16 protein-coding genes are annotated in these 20055 nt (G+C 36.2%); 1 reads left to right on the top strand and 15 read right to left on the bottom strand.

Translation table 11 applies throughout. The features are described from left to right. Positions 1-173 precede the first annotated feature (173 nt). The 9 genes from SPI61_RS03560 to SPI61_RS03520 all read right to left on the bottom strand — a co-directional run bounded on the left by SPI61_RS03560 (position 174) and on the right by SPI61_RS03520 (position 11851). Complete coding sequence (locus SPI61_RS03560) at positions 174-3011, bottom strand: insulinase family protein (RefSeq protein ID WP_321136747.1); 2838 nt, start codon at positions 3009-3011, stop codon at positions 174-176. A 24-nt stretch (positions 3012-3035) separates the two neighbouring features. Beyond that, positions 3036-3635 carry a recombination mediator RecR gene (recR, locus tag SPI61_RS03555; RefSeq protein WP_321136746.1) on the bottom strand — a complete coding sequence of 200 codons (600 nt, stop codon included), beginning with the start codon at positions 3633-3635 and terminating at the stop codon, positions 3036-3038. Beyond that, positions 3635-3964, bottom strand: a complete 330-nt coding sequence (locus SPI61_RS03550; RefSeq protein ID WP_321136745.1) for a YbaB/EbfC family nucleoid-associated protein — start codon at positions 3962-3964, stop codon at positions 3635-3637. Before SPI61_RS03550 ends, recR begins: the two co-directional genes overlap by 1 nt. A gap of 17 nt (positions 3965-3981) precedes the next feature. Continuing rightward, positions 3982-5862, bottom strand: a complete 1881-nt coding sequence (dnaX, locus tag SPI61_RS03545; protein ID WP_321136744.1) for a DNA polymerase III subunit gamma/tau — start codon at positions 5860-5862, stop codon at positions 3982-3984. Continuing rightward, positions 5859-7304, bottom strand: a complete 1446-nt coding sequence (locus SPI61_RS03540; protein WP_321136743.1) for a nicotinate phosphoribosyltransferase — start codon at positions 7302-7304, stop codon at positions 5859-5861. Before SPI61_RS03540 ends, dnaX begins: the two co-directional genes overlap by 4 nt. 134 nt (positions 7305-7438) lie before the next feature. After that, positions 7439-7984 (bottom strand): isochorismatase family protein, encoded by a 546-nt coding sequence (locus SPI61_RS03535; protein ID WP_321136742.1) that lies wholly within the window; start codon positions 7982-7984, stop codon positions 7439-7441. A 9-nt stretch (positions 7985-7993) separates the two neighbouring features. After that, the gene (locus SPI61_RS03530) at positions 7994-8161 is read right to left on the bottom strand and encodes a hypothetical protein (protein ID WP_321136741.1); all 168 of its coding nucleotides are present in this window, start codon (positions 8159-8161) and stop codon (positions 7994-7996) included. 174 nt (positions 8162-8335) lie between these two features. Further along, positions 8336-10909, bottom strand: a complete 2574-nt coding sequence (gene clpB, locus SPI61_RS03525) for an ATP-dependent chaperone ClpB (RefSeq protein ID WP_321136740.1) — start codon at positions 10907-10909, stop codon at positions 8336-8338. A 21-nt stretch (positions 10910-10930) separates the two neighbouring features. After that, positions 10931-11851 carry a DnaJ domain-containing protein gene (locus SPI61_RS03520; protein WP_321136739.1) on the bottom strand — a complete coding sequence of 307 codons (921 nt, stop codon included), beginning with the start codon at positions 11849-11851 and terminating at the stop codon, positions 10931-10933. Positions 11852-12345: 494 nt separating this feature from the next. Here SPI61_RS03520 and SPI61_RS03515 point away from each other — a divergent pair, with 494 nt between their 5' ends. Continuing rightward, positions 12346-13437, top strand: a complete 1092-nt coding sequence (locus tag SPI61_RS03515) for a transglutaminase domain-containing protein (protein WP_321136738.1) — start codon at positions 12346-12348, stop codon at positions 13435-13437. A gap of 562 nt (positions 13438-13999) precedes the next feature. On the opposite strand, the gene SPI61_RS03510 is transcribed toward SPI61_RS03515, so the two are convergent. The 6 genes from SPI61_RS03510 to SPI61_RS03485 form a co-directional block, all read right to left on the bottom strand. After that, entirely contained in the window at positions 14000-15196 is a 1197-nt protein-coding gene (locus tag SPI61_RS03510; RefSeq protein WP_321136737.1) for a coenzyme F420-0:L-glutamate ligase, read from the bottom strand. A 10-nt stretch (positions 15197-15206) separates the two neighbouring features. Then, complete coding sequence (locus SPI61_RS03505; RefSeq protein WP_321136736.1) at positions 15207-15773, bottom strand: 5-formyltetrahydrofolate cyclo-ligase; 567 nt, start codon at positions 15771-15773, stop codon at positions 15207-15209. 191 nt (positions 15774-15964) lie between these two features. Next, positions 15965-16456 (bottom strand): anaerobic ribonucleoside-triphosphate reductase activating protein, encoded by a 492-nt coding sequence (nrdG, locus tag SPI61_RS03500; RefSeq protein WP_321136735.1) that lies wholly within the window; start codon positions 16454-16456, stop codon positions 15965-15967. After that, positions 16456-18600: an anaerobic ribonucleoside-triphosphate reductase gene (gene nrdD, locus SPI61_RS03495; protein ID WP_321136734.1), complete on the bottom strand. Its 2145-nt coding sequence runs from the start codon at positions 18598-18600 to the stop codon at positions 16456-16458. Before nrdD ends, nrdG begins: the two co-directional genes overlap by 1 nt. Before the next feature lie 247 nt (positions 18601-18847). After that, a complete protein-coding gene (locus SPI61_RS03490; RefSeq protein ID WP_321136733.1) occupies positions 18848-19627 on the bottom strand; it encodes an ABC transporter permease in 780 nt (259 codons plus the stop codon). Between the two features lies 1 nt (position 19628). Beyond that, a partial coding sequence (locus SPI61_RS03485; RefSeq protein ID WP_321136732.1) for an ABC-2 family transporter protein occupies positions 19629-20055 on the bottom strand: 427 nt, incomplete at its 5' end.

Raw genomic sequence — 20055 nt, 5'->3', positions numbered from 1 at the left:
TTAATCAAAATTACAGTAAAACTTCATGCAATAATATTTAACCCACTTGAATTTAGATATTTTTACTCATTTAATAAATTATAAATTAAATTTGTGTGCTCACATTTTATAAATATATTAATACAAAAAATGGATGCCTCCTACTCCATATAGGTCCGCATCCATTTATTTTGTTATTTCAAATCCTTCTTTTCTTGCCACATATCTTTTGATTTTTCGTATCCGTCTTCATTTGTAAAAACGGCTCTTCCTTTATTTTTCATTGCAGCTTCAAGTCTGTCCGCATAGTCTGCGAAGTCTTCCTTCTTTGTCGCAAGCGCTTCTTTTAATTTCTTTTCCAAATCTTCAACAGAAGTTTCGTTGATTCTGTACGAGAAATCCCTAAGCGATCTCATTCTCGGTGTGAGGTTCGGGTCGAACGAGTTGTACGAGCCAATAATAAGGTCATCAATTTGTTCTTCTTTAAGGTCGCGTCCTCTAAGCCAATCCATCGACTTTTCAAAAACGTCAAATGTATTTTGAAGGTTCGGGTCTCTGTACGAATAGAATACAACACAGTCATCTGATTGACTTATTCCGTCGCCGTATGCGCCGCCCTTTGCGCGAATATTGTCGTGTAGGAAACTGTTTGAAAGCATATTTCTCACAACTGAATCGCTTCCGGAAGTTTTCGGTAAAATTCCTGCGTCGATGCAGTAGTTTACATCCGTTATTGCAACAAGCGCCGTTGTTGTGCCCGGGTTGTTTTTAAGAGCAAATTTCTTTTTGTCGATTTCTCCGTCAACTTTTAAACCCTTTTTATCAAGAACCGCTACCGCCTTTTCGATGCCTTCGCTGTCTGATGTGATGTGATAGAATCCCTTTTCATCGAAAATGTTTTTATAAATTTCATACATATCTTCGAGATATTTTTTCATCTCAACATCATCCATCGCTGCGACTTTTTCGATATATTTTATATAATCTGCACCCGAAATTTTTGCATCGATTGCAAATCTTCTGTTCACATTTTTCATCGCTTCGGTTCTCGTTATGGCAATACCTGTCATAACTGCTTTGAGTTTCAAATCGGAAATCATCGTATTTAAAATTTCTTTGATTTTCTTTGTGTTGTCAAAAACAGTAGTTTTGTGAACTTCTTCAAAGAGTTCATATGCCTTTTCAAAATCGTCACCGTCCGAGCTCAGCTTCTTTGACAAAAAGATTGAAGCTTCGTTCTTTTCATAATATTTGCTCGTCATTATATTGACGTTAAAGTCATATGAAATGAGATTTATTTCCGTATTTAAATCTTTGTAGTTGTACTTTTCGGTATCGATTCTATCAACCAAATCCGACAAAAGCGTAATTGCTTGGAGCTTTTCATCGTCCATATCATCAATTGGAACGAGAGCGTCCATATAAGTCACTCCGCCCGTAAAAGCTTCACATGAAGAAATGTTTCCATCAACTTTTTCATTTGCTTTTTGAAGGTTGTCACTCAAATCTTTAACATTGAGTCTTGGAAGAGTCTTTTTTGCTTCTTCGCTGTCTTCGCTCAATTGGAACTCATGAAGTTCCTTTGTCTTTTCGATGATTTCTTCGAGTTCTGCGTCGCTCAAGCTCTTCTTGTGTTCCGCAAGTTTCTTTTTGAGTTCTTCTTCTCTTTTCTTTCCAAGCTCCGGATCCGGCTTTACGAGCATCGTCATTCTGTAGCCGTCAAAGTAATCTTTTGCATATTTCTGTACAAGCTCAGAATCGTTTTCAAGCTTTTCAAACTCATCGTCAAATTTTAGCGCATCAATCGGGTCCTTATCGTAAAGCCATGTTTGGAATGCTCTTATATATGTCATAATTCCAAGATGCGGCGTGTCGCCGTATGTCTTTATTTCATATTTAAGTTGATGAAGAATCGATTTAAATAATTTCTCATCGAGTCCTGACTTGATTAGGCTTCCAATTTCTTCATCGATAATCTTTAAAATTTTATCCTTATCTTCGGCGTTCATGCCTTTAGCAATAATAGATAAATTGTTCACAGTTCCAACGCTATACATAGTTTCAACGTCGGTTGCAAGACCCTCCGAAAGAATTCTGTCCTTAATCGGTGCACCATCTTCAGTAACAAGCGCACGTGTAATCACTTCGTGGCACAAATTGTTCAAGTTGTCGGTCGAGTCGCCCGCAAGATATGAAACTACAAAGAAATCGTTTTTCGGCTTTGCTTCACCGAAATAAGTGGTTTCAACATCGATATTTTTTTCGAGCGGTTTTATATATTTCATTGGATTTTTAACATCCTTGTATTCAAACTCACTCAAATAACCGTCCAAAAATTCAAGTTCTTTATTTGTGTCGCCGTTTCCATACAAGAAAATATATGAGTTTGACGGATGATATTTTTCTCTGTGGTAATTCAAAAGCGCCTCTCTTGAAAGAGTCGGAATGAATTCCGGATCTCCGCCCGAGTTTGTGTTATATGTTGAATCCGGATATAAATGTCTTGCAATTTTATCCATGACTTGCGAAATGTCTGAGCTCATTGCCCCCTTCATCTCGTTATAAACAACGCCGTTTATCGTGAGCGGCGCATCCTTGTTTTCAAGTTCATAGTGCCAACCCTCTTGCATAAAAATCTTTTCGTTGTTGTAAATATCAGGAAAAAGAACCGCATCCATGTACACGTCCATGAGATTGAAAAAGTCTTTTTCATTTCTCGAGCTAATAGGATAGATAGTCTTGTCGTCAAAGGTCATAGCATTTAAAAATGTTTGAAGACTCGATTTAACTAGGTCCATAAACGGTTCCTTTGTCTTGTATTTTCTGGAACCCGAAAGAACCGAGTGTTCCAAAATGTGGCAAACTCCGGTGTCATCATTTTGAACTGTTCTGAAACCGATTCCAAAAGCTTTATTTTCATCGTTATTTTCGACTTTTAAAACTCTCGCCTTTGTCTTTTCGTGTTCATAAAGAAGTGCATCGCTGTTAAGTTCATTGATATGTTCTTTTTTTATTAATTTAAATTTGTCCATATATTCTCCTTTGATCTGTGTTTGTTATGCTTCTCGTCTGTTTTCAAAAGCCTGTCTTATTGTTGCGGAATCAAAATATTCCAAAACTCCGCCCGCAGGTATGCCTTGCGAAATCTTCGTGACTTTCTTGCCCGATTCTTCGACAAGCGCCTTCAAAAGAAGCCCCGTTTGCTCACTCTCAACATTGCTGTTTAGTGCAAGAATAACTTCGTTAATTCCATCATCTTGAACGAGTCTGGTCTTAAGTCTTCCGAAACCCATTTCTTCCGGACCTATTCCTTTTAAAGGGTCCAAATGTTCTTCATCTAAAACAAAATAAAGTCCATCATAACAGTTCGAATTCTCAAAAGAATCCACATCCTTCGGATTTTGTACAATCATAAGTTTCGAATGGTCTCTCATCTCCGACGAGCAAATGTTACATACTTCCTTTTCCGAATAGTTTCCGCAAATTTTGCACTTTTGAATCGATTTTTTTGCAAGACTTATCGCATAAACCAAATTGTCGGAATCAGCTTGCGGCATATTTATAATATAATACGCCAACCTTTTTGCGCTTTTTCTTCCAATTCCCGGAAGCGCCGCAAGTCTGTCGACCAAATTTTCAAGTGCGTTAAGACTCATTAAAACAATCCCGGCATATTGAGACCTTTAGTAAATTGTCCCATTGCATTTTCCATTTCGTCGTCAGCTTTTTTGATTGCTTCATTTGCAGCTGCCATAATAAGGTCGCAAAGTGTTTCTACATCATCCGGATCGACTACTTCAGGGTCGAGCACGATTTTTGTGATTTCCTTGTTTCCGTTAATTGTAACTGTACAAACACCGCCGCCGCTTGAAACCTCAAACTCTTGATTTGCAACTTCTTCTCTCTTTGTTTCCATGTCCTTTTGAAGCTTTTGAACTTGCTTCATCATATTTTTCATATTTCCGCCGCCATTAAAATTTCTCATAAATAACTTCCTTTCTTTTATCTTATTTCGAGTTTATCGCCGAATAAATCAATTGCTCTTTGCATTTCTGTGTTTGATGACCTTATCTCAACAGATGCGCCACCACCGACGATTTCGTTCATTTTTTCTGTAAGCTCTTTTTTTGAGCTATTAAAAATAAAATCTTCTTCCGAATTTTTCGGAGTAAAAATCAATTTCTTTTTTATTAATTTTATATAATAATTGTTTTTCGAAGATTGTAGAAGCGGGTTCCCTTCGACAATTTTATCAAACATCTTTTCGCCCTCTTCATTTTGAAGAGTGCCGTCATCGCCCTCTTCATCTTCTTCTATCTTTTCTTCCGCTTTTGATAAATCATCTGTTCCCGTTTTCTTTCTTTCAATAGAATCTTTTAAATCTTTCTCTTCTTCTACAACTTCTTCAGGCTCTTCAGCTTTTTTTAATTCGACTTCTTTTTCGCCTTTTTTCGGAGCTACATTTGTTTTACTTTCCCACCCTGAAACATCAGGCGTAAATTCTTCATCTAAATTTAAATAGTCCGATTCCTCAGGTTCAAAGAAAGGTCTTTCTTCAAAATCCGATTCCTTTTGAGGCTTCTCATTTTTGTCTTTTTGTTTCACCTCATTTTTTATCGGTTTCATTTCATCTTTCTCAAGCTTTTCTTTATCTGTATCCGATGGTTCCGACTTTGTTTTTTCGTTTTGGACTTTAGCTTCATTTTTTTCGACATTTTTCGAAAAAAGCTCATTGAAATCCGTTTCTTTTTTCTCTTTTACAAATTTCGGAATTTTTGTTTCTCTCGAATTTGAAACCGAAGTCGTGACCGCTCTGTTTCTAGCAATCTCAACAAGACCCATTTGAAACATAAGCGCCTCGTCATATGCATAATTTATGCCGTCTATAAGCTTTCTAAAAGATTCAATCAAGTCAAGTATCCTGTTTTCGTCGACATATTCACTTATTTTCTCGAGAACTTCTTTTCTTTTTGTTGACAGACCGTCCGTTTCTCCCATCTTCACAAGATACAAATCTCGACACGCTTTCATTAACGCATAAAGCGTTTTTTCTCCGGACCTACCTCTTTTCATTATGTCCGCAGTTTCGTTCATAACACCCAAAACATCATGATTTAAAATATCCGTAAGGAGTGGAGCTATTTCGTCAATCCCTGTAAATCCAAGAAGTGATGAAATAATTTCCGGCGTTATAGGTCTTATCGGGATCGACAAAAGCTGGTCGAGCATCGACAGCGCATCTCTCATTGAGCCGCCGGCGTTGTCCGCGATAATTCCGAAAACTTCGTCAGAAACTTCTTCCTTCAAACCTTTTGCAGCATTTCTTAAAGAATCCTCGAGCCTGTCCTTTGAAATCCCATGAAAATCAAAACGTTGAAGTCGTGATTTTACAGTATCCGGCAATTTTTCAGGCTCTGTCGTCGCAAGTATAAATATAAGATGCTTCGGAGGTTCTTCCAAAATTTTTAAAAGTGCATTGAAAGCGGAGTTCGAAAGCATATGCGCTTCGTCGATAATATATACCTTCTTTTTTAAAGTTGTCGGCGGATAAACTCCGAGTTCCTTGAGCTCCCTTATATTGTCGACCCCGTTGTTCGAAGCGGCGTCAAGTTCCAAAACGTCAACTGCTCTGTCTTCGAGAATTGCCTTGCAGTTTTCACATTCATTGCATGGCTCACCGTCATGAGGATTTAAACAGTTTACTGCCCTTGCCAAAATTTTTGCACAGCTCGTCTTACCCGTTCCTCTGAGTCCGCAAAATAAATATCCGTGAGAAACGGAATCGTTTTTAACCTGATTTCTTAAAACCTCGACGATTAAATCTTTGTCGACCACTTCGCTCCATGTTTTAGGGCGAAGCACTCGATAAAGCGCCTTTGTCATAATCTTTTTCCTTCTTTCAACAAATCATATCTAAGTTGATAAAGTTTCGGCGAAAGGTCCACATAATATGAATGTGGATCATCGAGTCTTTTAATTTCATCCCAAAGTTTCTCCTGAGCCACTTTTGCCTTATCTCTGATCTCTTCTATATCAGGATTTTTATAAATCAGTTTTCCACCTTCAAAAATCTTTTTCATCAAAGGTTCCGCATAATAATTTTCAAGAGTCGTTCTCTTCCATGTATATAGCGGGTGGAAAATTTCAAGCGGTTCGCCGTTTGGAGCCGGTTCGTCGTGCAGACAGACCAAATCCGCTTCCATAAATCCTGTATCCTTATTATATATTCTATAAATTTGTTTGAATCCCGGAGTTGTAATCTTTACAACATCTTCGGAAACTTTTATCTTCGGAATAATTTCTCCGTCCTCTTCCATCGCAACAAGCTTATAAACCCCGCCGAAAACAGGGTCGCTCTTCGCAGTTATAAGTCTTTCACCGACGCCAAAACTGTCGATTTTAGCGCCTTGGTTTAGAAGATCTCTTATTTTAAACTCGTCCATACTGTTTGAAACAACAATTTTCGCATCTTCAAATCCTGCTGCATCGAGCATTTTTCTAGTTTCTTTTGTAAGATATGCAATATCGCCGGAGTCAATTCTTATTCCGAGAGGCCTGTATCCCTTTTCATTAAGCTCATTAAACACTTTTATAGCATTCGGAATGCCTGATCTTAAAACGTCATATGTGTCGACCAAAAGAAGGCACGCGCTCGGATAAACTTCTGCATATGCTCTAAAGCTTTCAAGTTCACTGTCAAAACTTTGAACCCATGAGTGAGCCATAGTTCCGGTTGCCGGAATTCCCAAATGTCTATCGGTGTATGTGTTTGCGCTTGCGGCAGCTCCACCTATATATGCGGCTCTTGCTCCAAGGTTTGCAGCATCCGCACCGTGAGCACGTCTGCTTCCAAATTCACTTATCGCTCTTCCCTTTGCGACTCTGACCATTCTCGAAGTTTTTGTGGCAACGAGTGATTGATGGTTCAAAATTAGAAGAAGCATCGTTTCAATCATTTGAACTTGATACAAAGGTCCCCTTACGGTTACAATCGGTTCGTGCGGAAAAATCACAGAGCCTTCTTCGATGGCCCAAACGTCACATTCAAATTTAAACTCTTTAAGTTTTTTCAAAAATTCTTCGGAAAATATTCCTTTACTTCTAAAAAATTCTATATCTTCATCATCAAATTTAAGATTTTCCAAATATTCAATTAGCTGTGTCAGACCGGCGAACAAAGCGTAACCCCCGTCGTCGGGTACTGACCTGAAAAAATAGTCAAAATATCCAATTTTTTCACCCCTGCCAAGTTTTATATATCCGTTTGACATTGTGAATTCATAAAAGTCAGCAAGCAGTGTTAAATTTCGTTCGTTTTTTTGCATTGTATAGCCTCCATTAATATTAATTATAACATAAATACTTCAAATTTTCATCCAAAAACGCTTTATTTAAATCGTTCGATGGAGTTAAAATTTTCACATAAAAAATACGGACCGAAATAGGTCCGTCATATTAATTATTTTATAAGTGCCTGCGCTTCTTTAAAACAGGAATGCTTTGCATCTTTAAGAATATCAAATACCAATAGCTCGAAATTTATAATATATCCACCCATATCTCGCAAAAGTTCTACGCCGTTTCTCTTGTTTTCCGGAGTTCTTGAAGTCATCGCTTCTTCAACTACAAAAATATTGTAACCCGCTTCGAGCAAATCGCGCCCCGTTTGAAATGCGCAAATATGTGCTTCCTGTCCAAATAAAACAATATTTTTCTTGTTAAGCTTGTCAATCGTCTCTTTGATTTCAGGATTTAAATAGCACGAAAATTCAGTTTTATCAAGTGCTTTTTCATCTTCATCCCTAAATTCATCTACAAGCCCTCCAAGTCCCCTTCTGTACTGGGTTGTAAAAAGACACTCGACATCCGCCAGCTTAGAAAACTCATAAGCCTTTTTCGAAACATCGATAACTTTTGCATTATCATACATCGCCGGCATAAGTTTTTCCTGAAAATCTATAAATAAAAAAAGCGTATCATCTTTATCCAGATTAAATGTTTTCATACAACCTCCTTATTGATAAACCTTAAAGCCACGTCTCAATCCACTGTTTGTATAGTCAACCTTGATGTCGCCCTTTACTATTTCCAAAAGCCCTTTTTCCACCAAAAACGTCAACTCATCAACCGCAAATTTTTCATCGTTATCTCTTTCTATGTCCGGGAGCACGCCAAGACTCACTCCACATCATGAATAGTTTTGTATATATACTCTAACATTGTTCGCATTGAGTTCGTTAAAACGCTCTCTCGCATTGTCCGTCAATGTGATTTTCAAATTTACCACCTCATGCAATTTTTACCCAAAATCCGGAGTAAAAAAACAAAAGGGCTACCGAAATAACCCTTTTTTTAACTATTTTTGAACATCATAGAAAAGTTCTTCATCTTTTACACGAACGACGACCTCGTCTCCGTCCAAAATATTTCCTTTTATAATTTGTTTTGCAAGCGCAGTTTCGACCGAAGATGAGATAAATCTCTTGATTGGTCTTGCGCCATATTCAGGAGTGTAACTTCTTTCAATTAAATAATCCTTTGCTTCATCCGTAAATAAAACTGTGATTCCTTTTTCTTCGAGTCTTTCATTGAGTGACTTGACTGAAATGTCTATAATCTTCTTCATGTTTTCCTTTGTGAGCGGTTTAAACATTACAATTCCGTCGACTCTATTTAAAAACTCCGGCCTGAAAGAATTTCTAAGCCTTTCCATAACATCATTTTCAGCTTCCGGAAGAATATCTCCGTTTTCATCAATTCCGTCAAGCAAAATCGGCGAACCGATGTTTGATGTCATGATTAAAATTGTATTTGTAAAATCAACCACGCGTCCACGATTGTCAGTCAAACGTCCGTCGTCGAGCACTTGTAAAAGCAGATTGAACACATCCGGATGCGCCTTTTCGATTTCGTCAAAAAGCACTACCGAATACGGTCTTCTTCTCACAGCTTCGGTGAGTTGTCCGCCTTCTTCATAGCCTACATATCCCGGAGGTGCACCAATCAAACGTGAAACCGAGAATTTTTCCATATATTCACTCATGTCGATTCTAACCATATTCTTTTCGTCATCAAAAAGATATTCCGAAAGCGCTTTCGAGAGTTCCGTCTTACCCACACCTGTCGGTCCTAGGAAAATAAAGCTGCCGATCGGACGATTCTTGTTTTGTAGACCTGCACGACTCCTTAAAATTGCATCGACAATTTCTTCGACCGCCTTATCTTGACCTACAACTCTCTTGTGAAGTTCGTCGTCGAGATTCAACAACTTTTCCCTGTCTGTTGAGGTTAATTTCGCAACCGGAATTCCCGTCCATCCGTTCACGACTTGCGCGATCGTTTCTTCGGTAACTTCCGTCGTTAAAATCTTGTCTTCTGCGGTTTCTTCGTTTAAAGTCTTAAGCTCTTCCATGAGTTTCGGCAATTTTCCGAACTTTAATTCCGAAGATTTTTCGAGGTCATAGTTTCTTTCCGAAAGTTCTATTTCTGTCTTGACATCGTCTATTTCTTTTTTGAGATTCTTAATTTTTTCAATGCTGCTCTTTTCCTCTTCCCACTTTTCTCTTAAAACTTCGTATTTTTTCTTGAGTTCAGCTATTTCCGTCTCAATATTTTCAAGTCTCTTTTTTGATGCATCGTCGGTTTCTTTTTTGAGAGCTTCGCGTTCGATTTCCAGTTGAAGAATTTTTCTTTCGTATTCATCAATCTCAACCGGGCTAGAATCGATTTGCGTTCTGACGAGTGCCGAAGCTTCGTCCATCAAGTCGATCGCTTTGTCCGGTAAAAATCTGTCCGTGATATATCTGTCACTCATTGTTGCAGCCGCAATAACAGCGCCGTCAGAAATTCTTATTCCGTGGTGTACTTCGTATTTTTCCTTTAGTCCACGCAAAATCGAGATCGTATCCTCAACGGAAGGTTCGCCGACGTAAACCTTTTGAAATCTTCTTTCAAGTGCAGCATCCTTTTCAATATATTGGCGATATTCATCGAGCGTCGTCGCACCGATGCAATGTATATCACCCCTTGCAAGCATAGGCTTCAAAAGGTTTCCCGCATCCATTGCGCCTTCTGTTTTGCCGGCGCCTACAATATTGTGAATTTCATCTATAAAAAGAATAATTTCACCGTTTGACTTTTGCACTTCGTTCAAAACACTCTTAAGTCTTTCTTCGAATTCGCCTCTATATTTTGCACCTGCAATAAGTGCGCCCATATCAAGTTCATAAATAATTTTATCTCTTAAACCGGTCGGCACGTCATTTTTTACTATTCTTTGTGCGAGTCCTTCGACAATTGCCGTTTTTCCGACGCCCGGTTCACCGATAAGAACCGGATTGTTCTTTGTACGTCTCGATAATATTCTTATTACATCTCTAATTTCTTCATCTCTACCTATAACCGGGTCCATCTTACCTTCCCTTGCAAGTCCGACCAAATCTCTGCCGAACCTGTTCAGAGCATCGAGGGTTGATTCCGGATTATCTGTATTTATATTTTGATTACCTCTAATATTCATAAGCACCTCCATAACTTTATTTTTTTCTATACCATACTTATTAAAAATATTTTTTAAATCTCCCTGATTGTCGAGCATTGCAAGAAGAACATGTTCCAATGAAAGGTACTCATCTTTCATATCTGCACGTTTCTTATCTGCCGAATTAATAATATCTTCCAAACCACGGGACATATAATTTTGTCCACCGGACGTTTTAGGCATATTTTCCAATAGCATTTTCACATCGCCCAAAATTTCCGGAATACTGATCCCCATTTTTGAAATCAGTAAACTCATAACACTCTCTATACTGAGTGCAGCCGAAAAAAGATGCACCGGTGTTACTGTCGCATTGCTGTACTCCTCTCTTAAACGAACTGCTCCGTTTAATGCTTCCGCCGTTTTAACCGTAAAATTTTTATCATTCATAGAAATCACTCCTTTCAAATATTACTTATTAAAACTGTCGTATAAAGATCTATACATTTTCTCCTGTTCTTCATTTAAACTGCTCGGGTTTTTAATCTTGACCTTGAAGAATAAATCCCCTTTGTTTCCTTTCATATCTTTAAAACCTTTTGATTTTATTCTTATCTTCTTTCCTGATTCAATATTTTTCGGAAGCTTTAGCTTAATCTTGTCATCTCCAACTTCAACAACCTGTTCTCCTCCGAAATAAGCTTCCCACGGATAAACTTCAAGCTCTCTTATAATATCAAGTCCTTCAAGCTTTTCATTGTTTCCCTTAACATTTATAGAAAACAAAATGTCTCTGTCTATTCCCCATTTTGAACCTCTAACTTTAATCCTCTTGTTCGGCGTCATACCCCTTGGAACTTTTACATCTATATTATGATTTACTCCATTTATATTAAGTGTAAGCTTTTTTGTAGTTCCATTTTGGAGTTCTTCTATAGTTACATCCAAATTTGACTCATAGGGCTCTTTTCTTTGTGCGCGCCTTCTGCCTCCGAACAAATCAGAGAATCCACCGAAGCCTGTACTCGAATCGGCTCCTCCTCCGAAATCTCCGCCTTTAAAATTGCCGCCGAAAATCAAATTGAAAAAGTCCGAAAAGTCTCCGGCACCGCCACTTGTAAAATGACTGAAGCCATATGAATTTGGGTCGAAATTTTGTCCGCCTTGGAAATTATAGTTCGAACCGAAATTGTCATATGTGGTTCTTTTCTTATCATCGCTCAAAACTTCATATGCTTCATTAATTTCCTTAAATTTCTTTTCCGCTTCCTCATCCCCCGGATGCAAATCCGGATGGTATTGTTTCGCCAATTGGCGAAATTTTTTCTTTATTTCTTCTTTTGTAGCGGTTTTTTCGACGCCCAAAATTTTATAATAATCTTTATATTGCATAAATTCACCTCAAAATAAAAAATTTATTCTTTAGTCAAACTCTTTTGACCATCTTTGACCTATGAAATATATACCCGTATTATGCATGTTTAAACACTTTCGGCATTAAAAAATTTAAAATAAAGATTTGCATTAAATTTTAGTAATATTTATATAATTATTTACCGTTTAATTTATATTTATATTATTGTACGTTAGATTCTATATAATAAATTCCCAAATATTTTTATTTTTATAAATATCATCTTTAATTTTTAAATTTAATTTATATAGATTAATTAATTAATTCTATTTTCTTTATGTTTTATAATTATTTTAAGAATATTCATTATAATTAATTTAATATTTTGTAATTAATTTCTGTTTTTCTGGGTATATAATAAATACAGACAAGTTAATACTAGAGTTTTTAATAAAGTCTTGTAATTTATATAATTATTAATAGCTAATTTATAGTAATTGTCTGAATAATAACAAAGAAAGGAAAAAGCAATATGTTTAAAAGAATTAATATTAAAACAAATATAGCGCTTCTATTAACAGCAATGATCGCACTGCCCACAATACAGACGACAATAATTGCACAGCCTAATTCAAATGATATACACAAAAACACTCATACAAACATGATGTATGACATTATGGGACCCCCTCTTGGGAGCTATGACATAAATCAAAACACTCGCAAATTTGATTACATAGCCAACGATGATGAAAAACCTGAAATCCAAATCAATGGAGAATCTAGTGGCAAAAATAATGGGATTAAAATAAATTTCGCAAATACAAACAACGCAAAGAATGAGATTAATCCTAAGTACTTATCTCAATATAACGAACTTGTTAAAGCAACACAAAGACACGAAAAAAGTTATATATTCCAATTATCGGAAATCAAAAAAGAATATTACAGCTCTTTTATAAATCAAATTTGGAGCGCATTAAGATCGGACGAAAATGTTCCGCAAAGTATTATTTTTAAAACTGTTACAGCTGAAGGACCTCTTCAAAACGGTTACTACAGAAATGTAAAGATTAAGTTTAACTTTGATTATTCCGTAAGTCTTGAGAAAGAAAATAAATACAATCAAATGGTAAAAAATATCGTTTCTACATTCCCGAAAAATATATCTGATGATAAAAAAGTAGAATTGATAAATAAATATATAGTTGACCATGCCAAATATGCATATGATGAGCTCAATTCCGGAAGAAGCACTCTTCCAAACGGTCTTGCAATTCATTCTCCATATGCAATCCTTGAAAGTGGCAAAGGCGTATGCGCAGCATATGCAGGTCTATTTCAAATGATGGCTAAAGAAGCCGGTCTGGAATCTAAAGTCGTCGTTGGAACTTCATATTCATACAACAACTGGGGTTCACACGCATGGAACATCGTTAAGTTAAATGACGAATGGTACCACGTTGACACCACTTGGAACGACGTAGCAAACAATGGAAATTTCGGATACCTTATGGTTGGCTCTACGCAAATCGCTAAGGACCACAACTGGGACCAAAATTTATATCCGCAAACATCAATTGCAGGATTTAGCAACAAAAACTACGCAATTAATAATTTATAAGCATTCTCCTTTCGTTAGTAAATTTATATAAATTAAAAAAGATGTACAGATTGTTCACTGTACATCTTTTTTAATGCTGAAGCTCTGATAGTTTTAAAATTATAATTCTAAAATATACAAATAAATTTGTTTACTATAAATTTATTTGATTTTAATTTATTCCCAAACTATTTTTTTCAGTTTTTGTCATTATATATTTTGTTATATATCTCTGTCGAAATATATTTATACAAATTTTAATAAATATACTTATATATTTATTTGCAAAAAATTTTCTCTTATATATTTATCTCTCGCTTTATTTGTCATTCATATATTATTCATATTCTCTTAAATTTAAATTATAAGAATACAATCTTTCAATTATAATTATTTTATTTCTCGTTTAAATATTCTATCTCTAACTTATATTCTATCTGAATATATATTTTTAATATTTTTTATAATAATTCCTTTTCTTATAACAAAAAGTTTTTTGATTTTTAAAAAATATCTTTTACAACTCAATCCCATTTTAATTATATGTAGAAAAAAACGGAAGAAAAATCTTCCGCTATATTTTTTATTCAGTTGCAAGGTTGTCGAAATATCCTTGAATCAAAATGATAGGTGTTCCCTTGTCACCTGAGCCACTTGTAAGGTCACACAAGCTTCCAATGAGGTCTGTCAATTTTCTTGGAGTTGTTCCAAGTTTTTCATTTTCATTGTGAACTGCATTTTCGTCGTATTTGTGTTTAATTTTTTCAAGAATAGCGTTGTTTAATTCTTCACCTTTCAAATCCTTGAAATCGTTGTCAGCCAAATATTTCAATTTGAGTTCATTCGGCACACCTTCCAACCCTTTTGTATAGCCCGGGCTTACAACAGGGTCGGCAAGTTCCCAGATTTGTCCGACTGAATCTTTGAATGCGCCGTCACCGTAAACAAGAACTTCAACATTTTTTCCGGTCGCTTCTTTAAATCTTTCTTGCAAATCGTTTGCGAATTTAAATGAATCGCGCGGGAACAGCTTTACACTGTCTTCTGTAGATTTATTTGCTCCGAGAAGTCCGTATTCCTTGTTGTATCCGCTATCACCAACAGGTTCATTCAAAACATCTTCAATATTATAAACGAGTGCACCTGCGTCTTTTAAAATCTTTTTCGTACGTTTTCTTGAGTGAATGTCAGCTGTTAAAACCTTATTTGTATAATTTAAAATATGAAGAGGGTCGTTTGAGAAAACAATTTCACATTCTGCACCTTCAGCTTCAATTAATTCTCTGTAAAATTCAACATAGTCTACATGTGTGAACGGGTGATAATTTTTGCCAAACTTATCTCTGTATTCTTTTTCGGTCATAAGTTGACTTAAGTCCTTCATTCCCGCTTCGTCCAATTGTTCCAAAGTCAAAAGATGATTTCCGACTTCGTCGGCAGGATATGAAAGCATGAGAGTTATTTTTTTTGCACCTTTTGCAATTCCTTTTAAACAGACAGAAAATCTATTTCTACTTAAAATCGGGAAGATGAGTCCGATGTGGTCTCCGCCGAATTTCTTTCTAATATCCGCACCGATTTCATCAGTATTTGCGTAGTTTCCTTGACTTCTTGCAAGTACAGCTTCCGTAACGCCGACAATGTCTCTATCGTGTATAGGTATATTTTCACTTGCGACAGCATCCATAACAGAGTTTACAACAATCTCTGAAAGGTTGTCGCCTTTTTTAATAATTTTAGTTCTTATTCCGCGTGAAACAGTTCCAATAAATCTTGACATATTTCCTCCATTAAAATTTATAAATTTCCTTATCTGTAATTAGCATATCAATTCTTTGATCATGTTCCTCATTCGGAACTTCATCAACCAATTGAAAATCATAACCGACACCTATTTTTTTTGCATTGCTTCTAAATCTAGGTATCATTTTGTCGTAAAAACCTCCGCCATATCCGATTCTGTAACCTCTTCTGTCAAAAACAGCACCCGGTGTAACACAAATATCTACGATTTTCGGTTCAACCGGTCTTATGTTTTCGCCGCACGGCTCCAAAATTCCCATGTCTGAGGTTTGTAATTCCTCCGCACTTTTAAGTTCCGAAAGAATCATTTCCTTTTTGTCATTGTCGACAACAGGAACCAACACCCTCTTTCCGCGTCTTAAAGACTCGGATATAAATTGCTTGGTATCGACTTCGCTTCTATAGCTTACGAATGTGAATACAGTATTTGCATCTCTATATTCTTTCAAAGCAAGCAGCTTCAAAAGAACCCTTTCGTCAGCACCGAATCTATCAGCTTCGTCCATAGAGTCTCTCATTTTTAAAATATTTTTTCTTAACTCTTTTTTATCCATGAGCTCACCTCAACTACATTATACTACAAACGGTAGCCATTTGTCATCTTTTTCTAAAAATTTTTATTTATTGTAATTTTTTTATAAACGAAAATTTAAAACGGACGATAGCATAAATATATCATCCGTTCACTTTGTGCATTCTAATTGTCCAAAATAAAAACGACCGACAAATAAATCGGTCGAAATTACTATTCCATAAATAAAACAACTTTTCCTTGTTCCATACTTTTTTTAACATCAATAATCCTTTGGTTTGAACTACCTCTAAACTTTAGTTTTAAATCTTTGAGCTCCTCTACAAATCTTCCGTCGACAAGTACATCACAAAGTTCCAAGAGCTCCGTTCTCTTTTTATTCTCTATAATTTCTTCGTAAGTGTAGCCGGAATAAACCCAAACGGATTTATTAACACTCGCTTTCACAGACTTTAAAACGTCAATCAATTCCAAATTCTGCATCGGCTCTCCACCAAGAAGCGTAAGTCCTGAAACATTGTCGTCCTCTAAATACTTAATCACCTTTTCGGTTTCAGCGTCCGTCCAAACATCGCCGTATTTAAAGTCCTGGTAATCCTTATTGAAACAATTCCTGCAATTGTGTGTGCAACCGGTCACGAATATTACCGTTCGAATACCCGTACCGTTTGCAACATCATATTTTCTTATTTGAGCAAAATTCATTATATATGAAGAACCCTCGACTTAATTTCTTTTGTTCTTCCTTCATTCCAGAAGTTTTCGCCGAGATATCCGCAAGTACGCCTTATAACAGTGAGTCTCGACTTGTCCTTGTTGTGACATTGCGGACATTCCCATTCATTGTCATCGTTAACGACAATTTCACCGTCAAATCCGCATTCGTGACAATAATCGCTCTTTGTGTTGAATTCAGCATATGTTATATGGTCATAAATGTATTTGACCATAGTAAGAACAGCCTCGATATTATTTGTCATATTTGGAATTTCAGCATATGAAATCATACCGCCTGTGGATTGATCTTGGAATTCACTCTCAAAATCGAACTTGTCAAATACATTTATATCTTCTCTGACGTCGACATGATAGCTGTTTGTGTAATAACCCTTGTCAGTAACATCCTTTATTGAGCCGAATCTTGCAAGGTCAATTTTTGCAAATCTGTTTGTGAGGCTTTCCGCCGGCGTGCCGTAGAGAGCAAATCCGATATTTGTTTCCTTCTTCCAATCTTCAACCGCTTTTCTGAGTCTTCTAATAACCTTTAAAGCAAAATCATGCCCACCCTTTGTGTGCGTTTCTCCGGTCACTAGGATCGACGCTTCATAGAGTCCGATATACCCTAGCGAAATTGTAGCATATCCGCCTTTAAGGAGTTTCGTCACCTTTTCATGCGGTTTTAAACGTGCGATTGCACCGTATTGCCAGTGGATCGGCGAAACATCACTCGTGATATTTTCCAAAAGTTCATATCTGAACATGAGCGCTTTCTTTGCAAGCTCAAGTCTCTTTTCCAAGATTTCAAAATATTTCTTTTCATCTCGACCGGAAATAATACCGATTTGCGGTAGATTTAAACTGACAACGCCCATATTAAATCTTCCGTCAAATACAAAGTCCCCGTTTTCATTTTTCCAAGGTGAGAGAAAACTTCTGCATCCCATCGGTGCAAAAACATTGCCGTCATAAATTTCCCTCATCTTCTTAGCGGAAATATAATCCGGATACATTCTCTTTGCTGTACACTTTGCCGCAAGCTCAGTCAAATAATAATACTTGCTGTCCTTGTGTACATTGTGCTCATCCAAAACATAAATAAGTTTCGGGAACGCCGGAGTAACATAAACATCGGCTTCATTTTTAATACCTTCGAGTCTTTGTTTTAAAATCTCTTCAGTAATCATTGCCGCTTCTTTTTCGTATTCATAGCCCGGCTTAAAATACATGAAAAGCGTTACAAAAGGTGCTTGACCGTTTGTAGTCATGAGAGTATTTATTTGATATTGCATGGTTTGAATGCCGTCTCTCACTTCTTTTTTCGTGCGTTTCCAAGCAACTTCGCGAGCCATTTCTTCGTTCGGCTCTATCTTATAAATATTCTTTTGATCGTCGAGCGCATCTTTGAAATACTTTTCAAAACTCTTTCTTACATACGGCGCCAAAATTCTGTCGACACCGTTTATGGATTGACCGCCATATTGTCCTGATGCGACTTGCGCAATGATTTGTGTGGTAACCGTGCAAGCGACTTGAAAACTCTTTGGTGAATCAATCTTTTTGCCGTTGATACATGTGCCGTTTTTAAGCATGTCTTCAAGATTTATAAGGCAGCAGTTAAACATAGGCTGCATTATATAGTCCATATCGTGGAAATGAATTGCTCCGCTGTCGTGCGCCATAACGATATCCGTCGGCATCAAAATTCTTCTTGCGATATCCTTTGAAACTTCGCCTGCAATTAAATCGCGTTGAGTCGAAACAATCTTCGCATCCTTGTTTGAATTTTCGTTTAGAACATTTGTGTTCGAACGATTCAAAATTCCAACAACATCTTCGTCAATCGTGTTTATTTGTCTCTTGTACTCCTGAACGGATCTGTAGCTTTCGTAAGCCTTTGCAGTTTGCACATTTCCGTATGTTATGAGTTTATAATACACCTGTTCTTCAATGCCGTGAATCGTCATCGGCTCACTAACTACTTTTGCAAATGATTCAATCTCATCTGCAATCTTTTCCGCAAGACCTTCTTCATAAATTCCCGACGAAGAATTCATAGCTTTTAAAATTGCAATTGAAATCTTCGACTTGTCAAATGGAACTCTCCTTCCATCTCTCTTAATAACTTCCATAAATCCTCCTCTTATTTGAAACCAAATACCAAGCACAGGCATTTGGTGTATAATCCCGTTCCAACTAACATTATACCCCAATATATTGTATATTGCAATAGGTCTAAAACGGCTATTTTTAGTCATAAAAGTTCTGTAAGCCTGTATCTAACAGAGATTTAAATCACAAAAAAACAGCTATAGAAAAATCCTATAACTATTTTTTTAATAATTTTATTAAAAATCTACTATTTATCGTGTAATATTTCTATCCTCCCTGCACAGTTTTGTTTTTACCTTTCTTATAAATCAAACCGGATAGCATATAAAGTCCTAAAATCCACACAATTTGTAGGATTAAATATTTTAATATATCTTCCGCCGGCATTATTCCCGCCATAATTTTCGCAGGAATATAATATGAATACGAAAGCGGTGACCAAAGTGAAATATTTCTTAAAAGTTCCGGGAAGAAATCAATCGGTAAAACAATTCCGCCGAGCATCCACATTATGTCAAAAATCATATCTCTGAAAGTGAGCACCTGATTGAACCAAAAACTTAGAAACCCAATTATAAGTTGCACAAAAAATAAAATTGTAAACCCGAAAAATGTTGATACAATTCCCATAAGCGCCACAGACAAAGTTATATTCTTTGTAAAAATTGCCAAAACTATATATAGAGCGATCGGAACAATTGAAATAACAAAAAAATTACCGAGCTTTTCGAATAATTTTAAAAGTCTGATGTCTATCGGTCTTGTCATCCAAGTTATTATGTTTCCGCTGTTTATAAGTTCCATGCTTTCATAGCACACATACATTGCGGGTGAATAGATTATCGATAAAATATTTACTATCAAAAAATAAAGTACAATCGAGTTTAGCGTAAAGCCTCTGCCGACATTTTCCAGATTTGCATATTTCCAAAAGTACCAACTTATGATAACTTGTATCGGTATAGTTATAAATCCAAAATAAAAGTCCATTTTGAATGCACTGCTGTTTAATATTCCGTTTTTAAAAAGTCTTATATATTTTTTCATCTTAATTTCCCGTCGAAACATAGTGTTTCAGTGCTTTCTTTGAGAGTAATTTAAAAATAGTACAAAGTAATATAAATCCGGCTATTGATATTAAGATATATTTGCCGGCACGATTTTCACCGAACGCAATTTTCGTCGGAACTGTACTAATAAGAGTTATCGGTATCGTGTAAACAAAAAGATTGTAGATGACTTTTGGAAAGATGTCCATAGGATAATTTTTTGAATCCTTAATTGAAAAAAACAATTCCCGTACATAAAATATTTTGCCGAAATAGAACGCAAGCAAGCTGAACATGCCGTAAAGCAAGCTGAAATTTAAACTTGCAAATATTGACACAATTACCGCAAGGAGAACATTTATAATCTCAAATTTAAAACCATTTTGTGATATAAATAGGCAAACAATAAAAAAGATTAAATTCAAA

It is taken from the genome of Ezakiella sp., from assembly GCF_034180565.1.
Classification (GTDB): domain Bacteria; phylum Bacillota; class Clostridia; order Tissierellales; family Peptoniphilaceae; genus Ezakiella.
The sequence above is the reverse complement of the archived record's forward strand: the minus strand, read 5'-3'. Positions and strand labels throughout refer to the sequence as shown.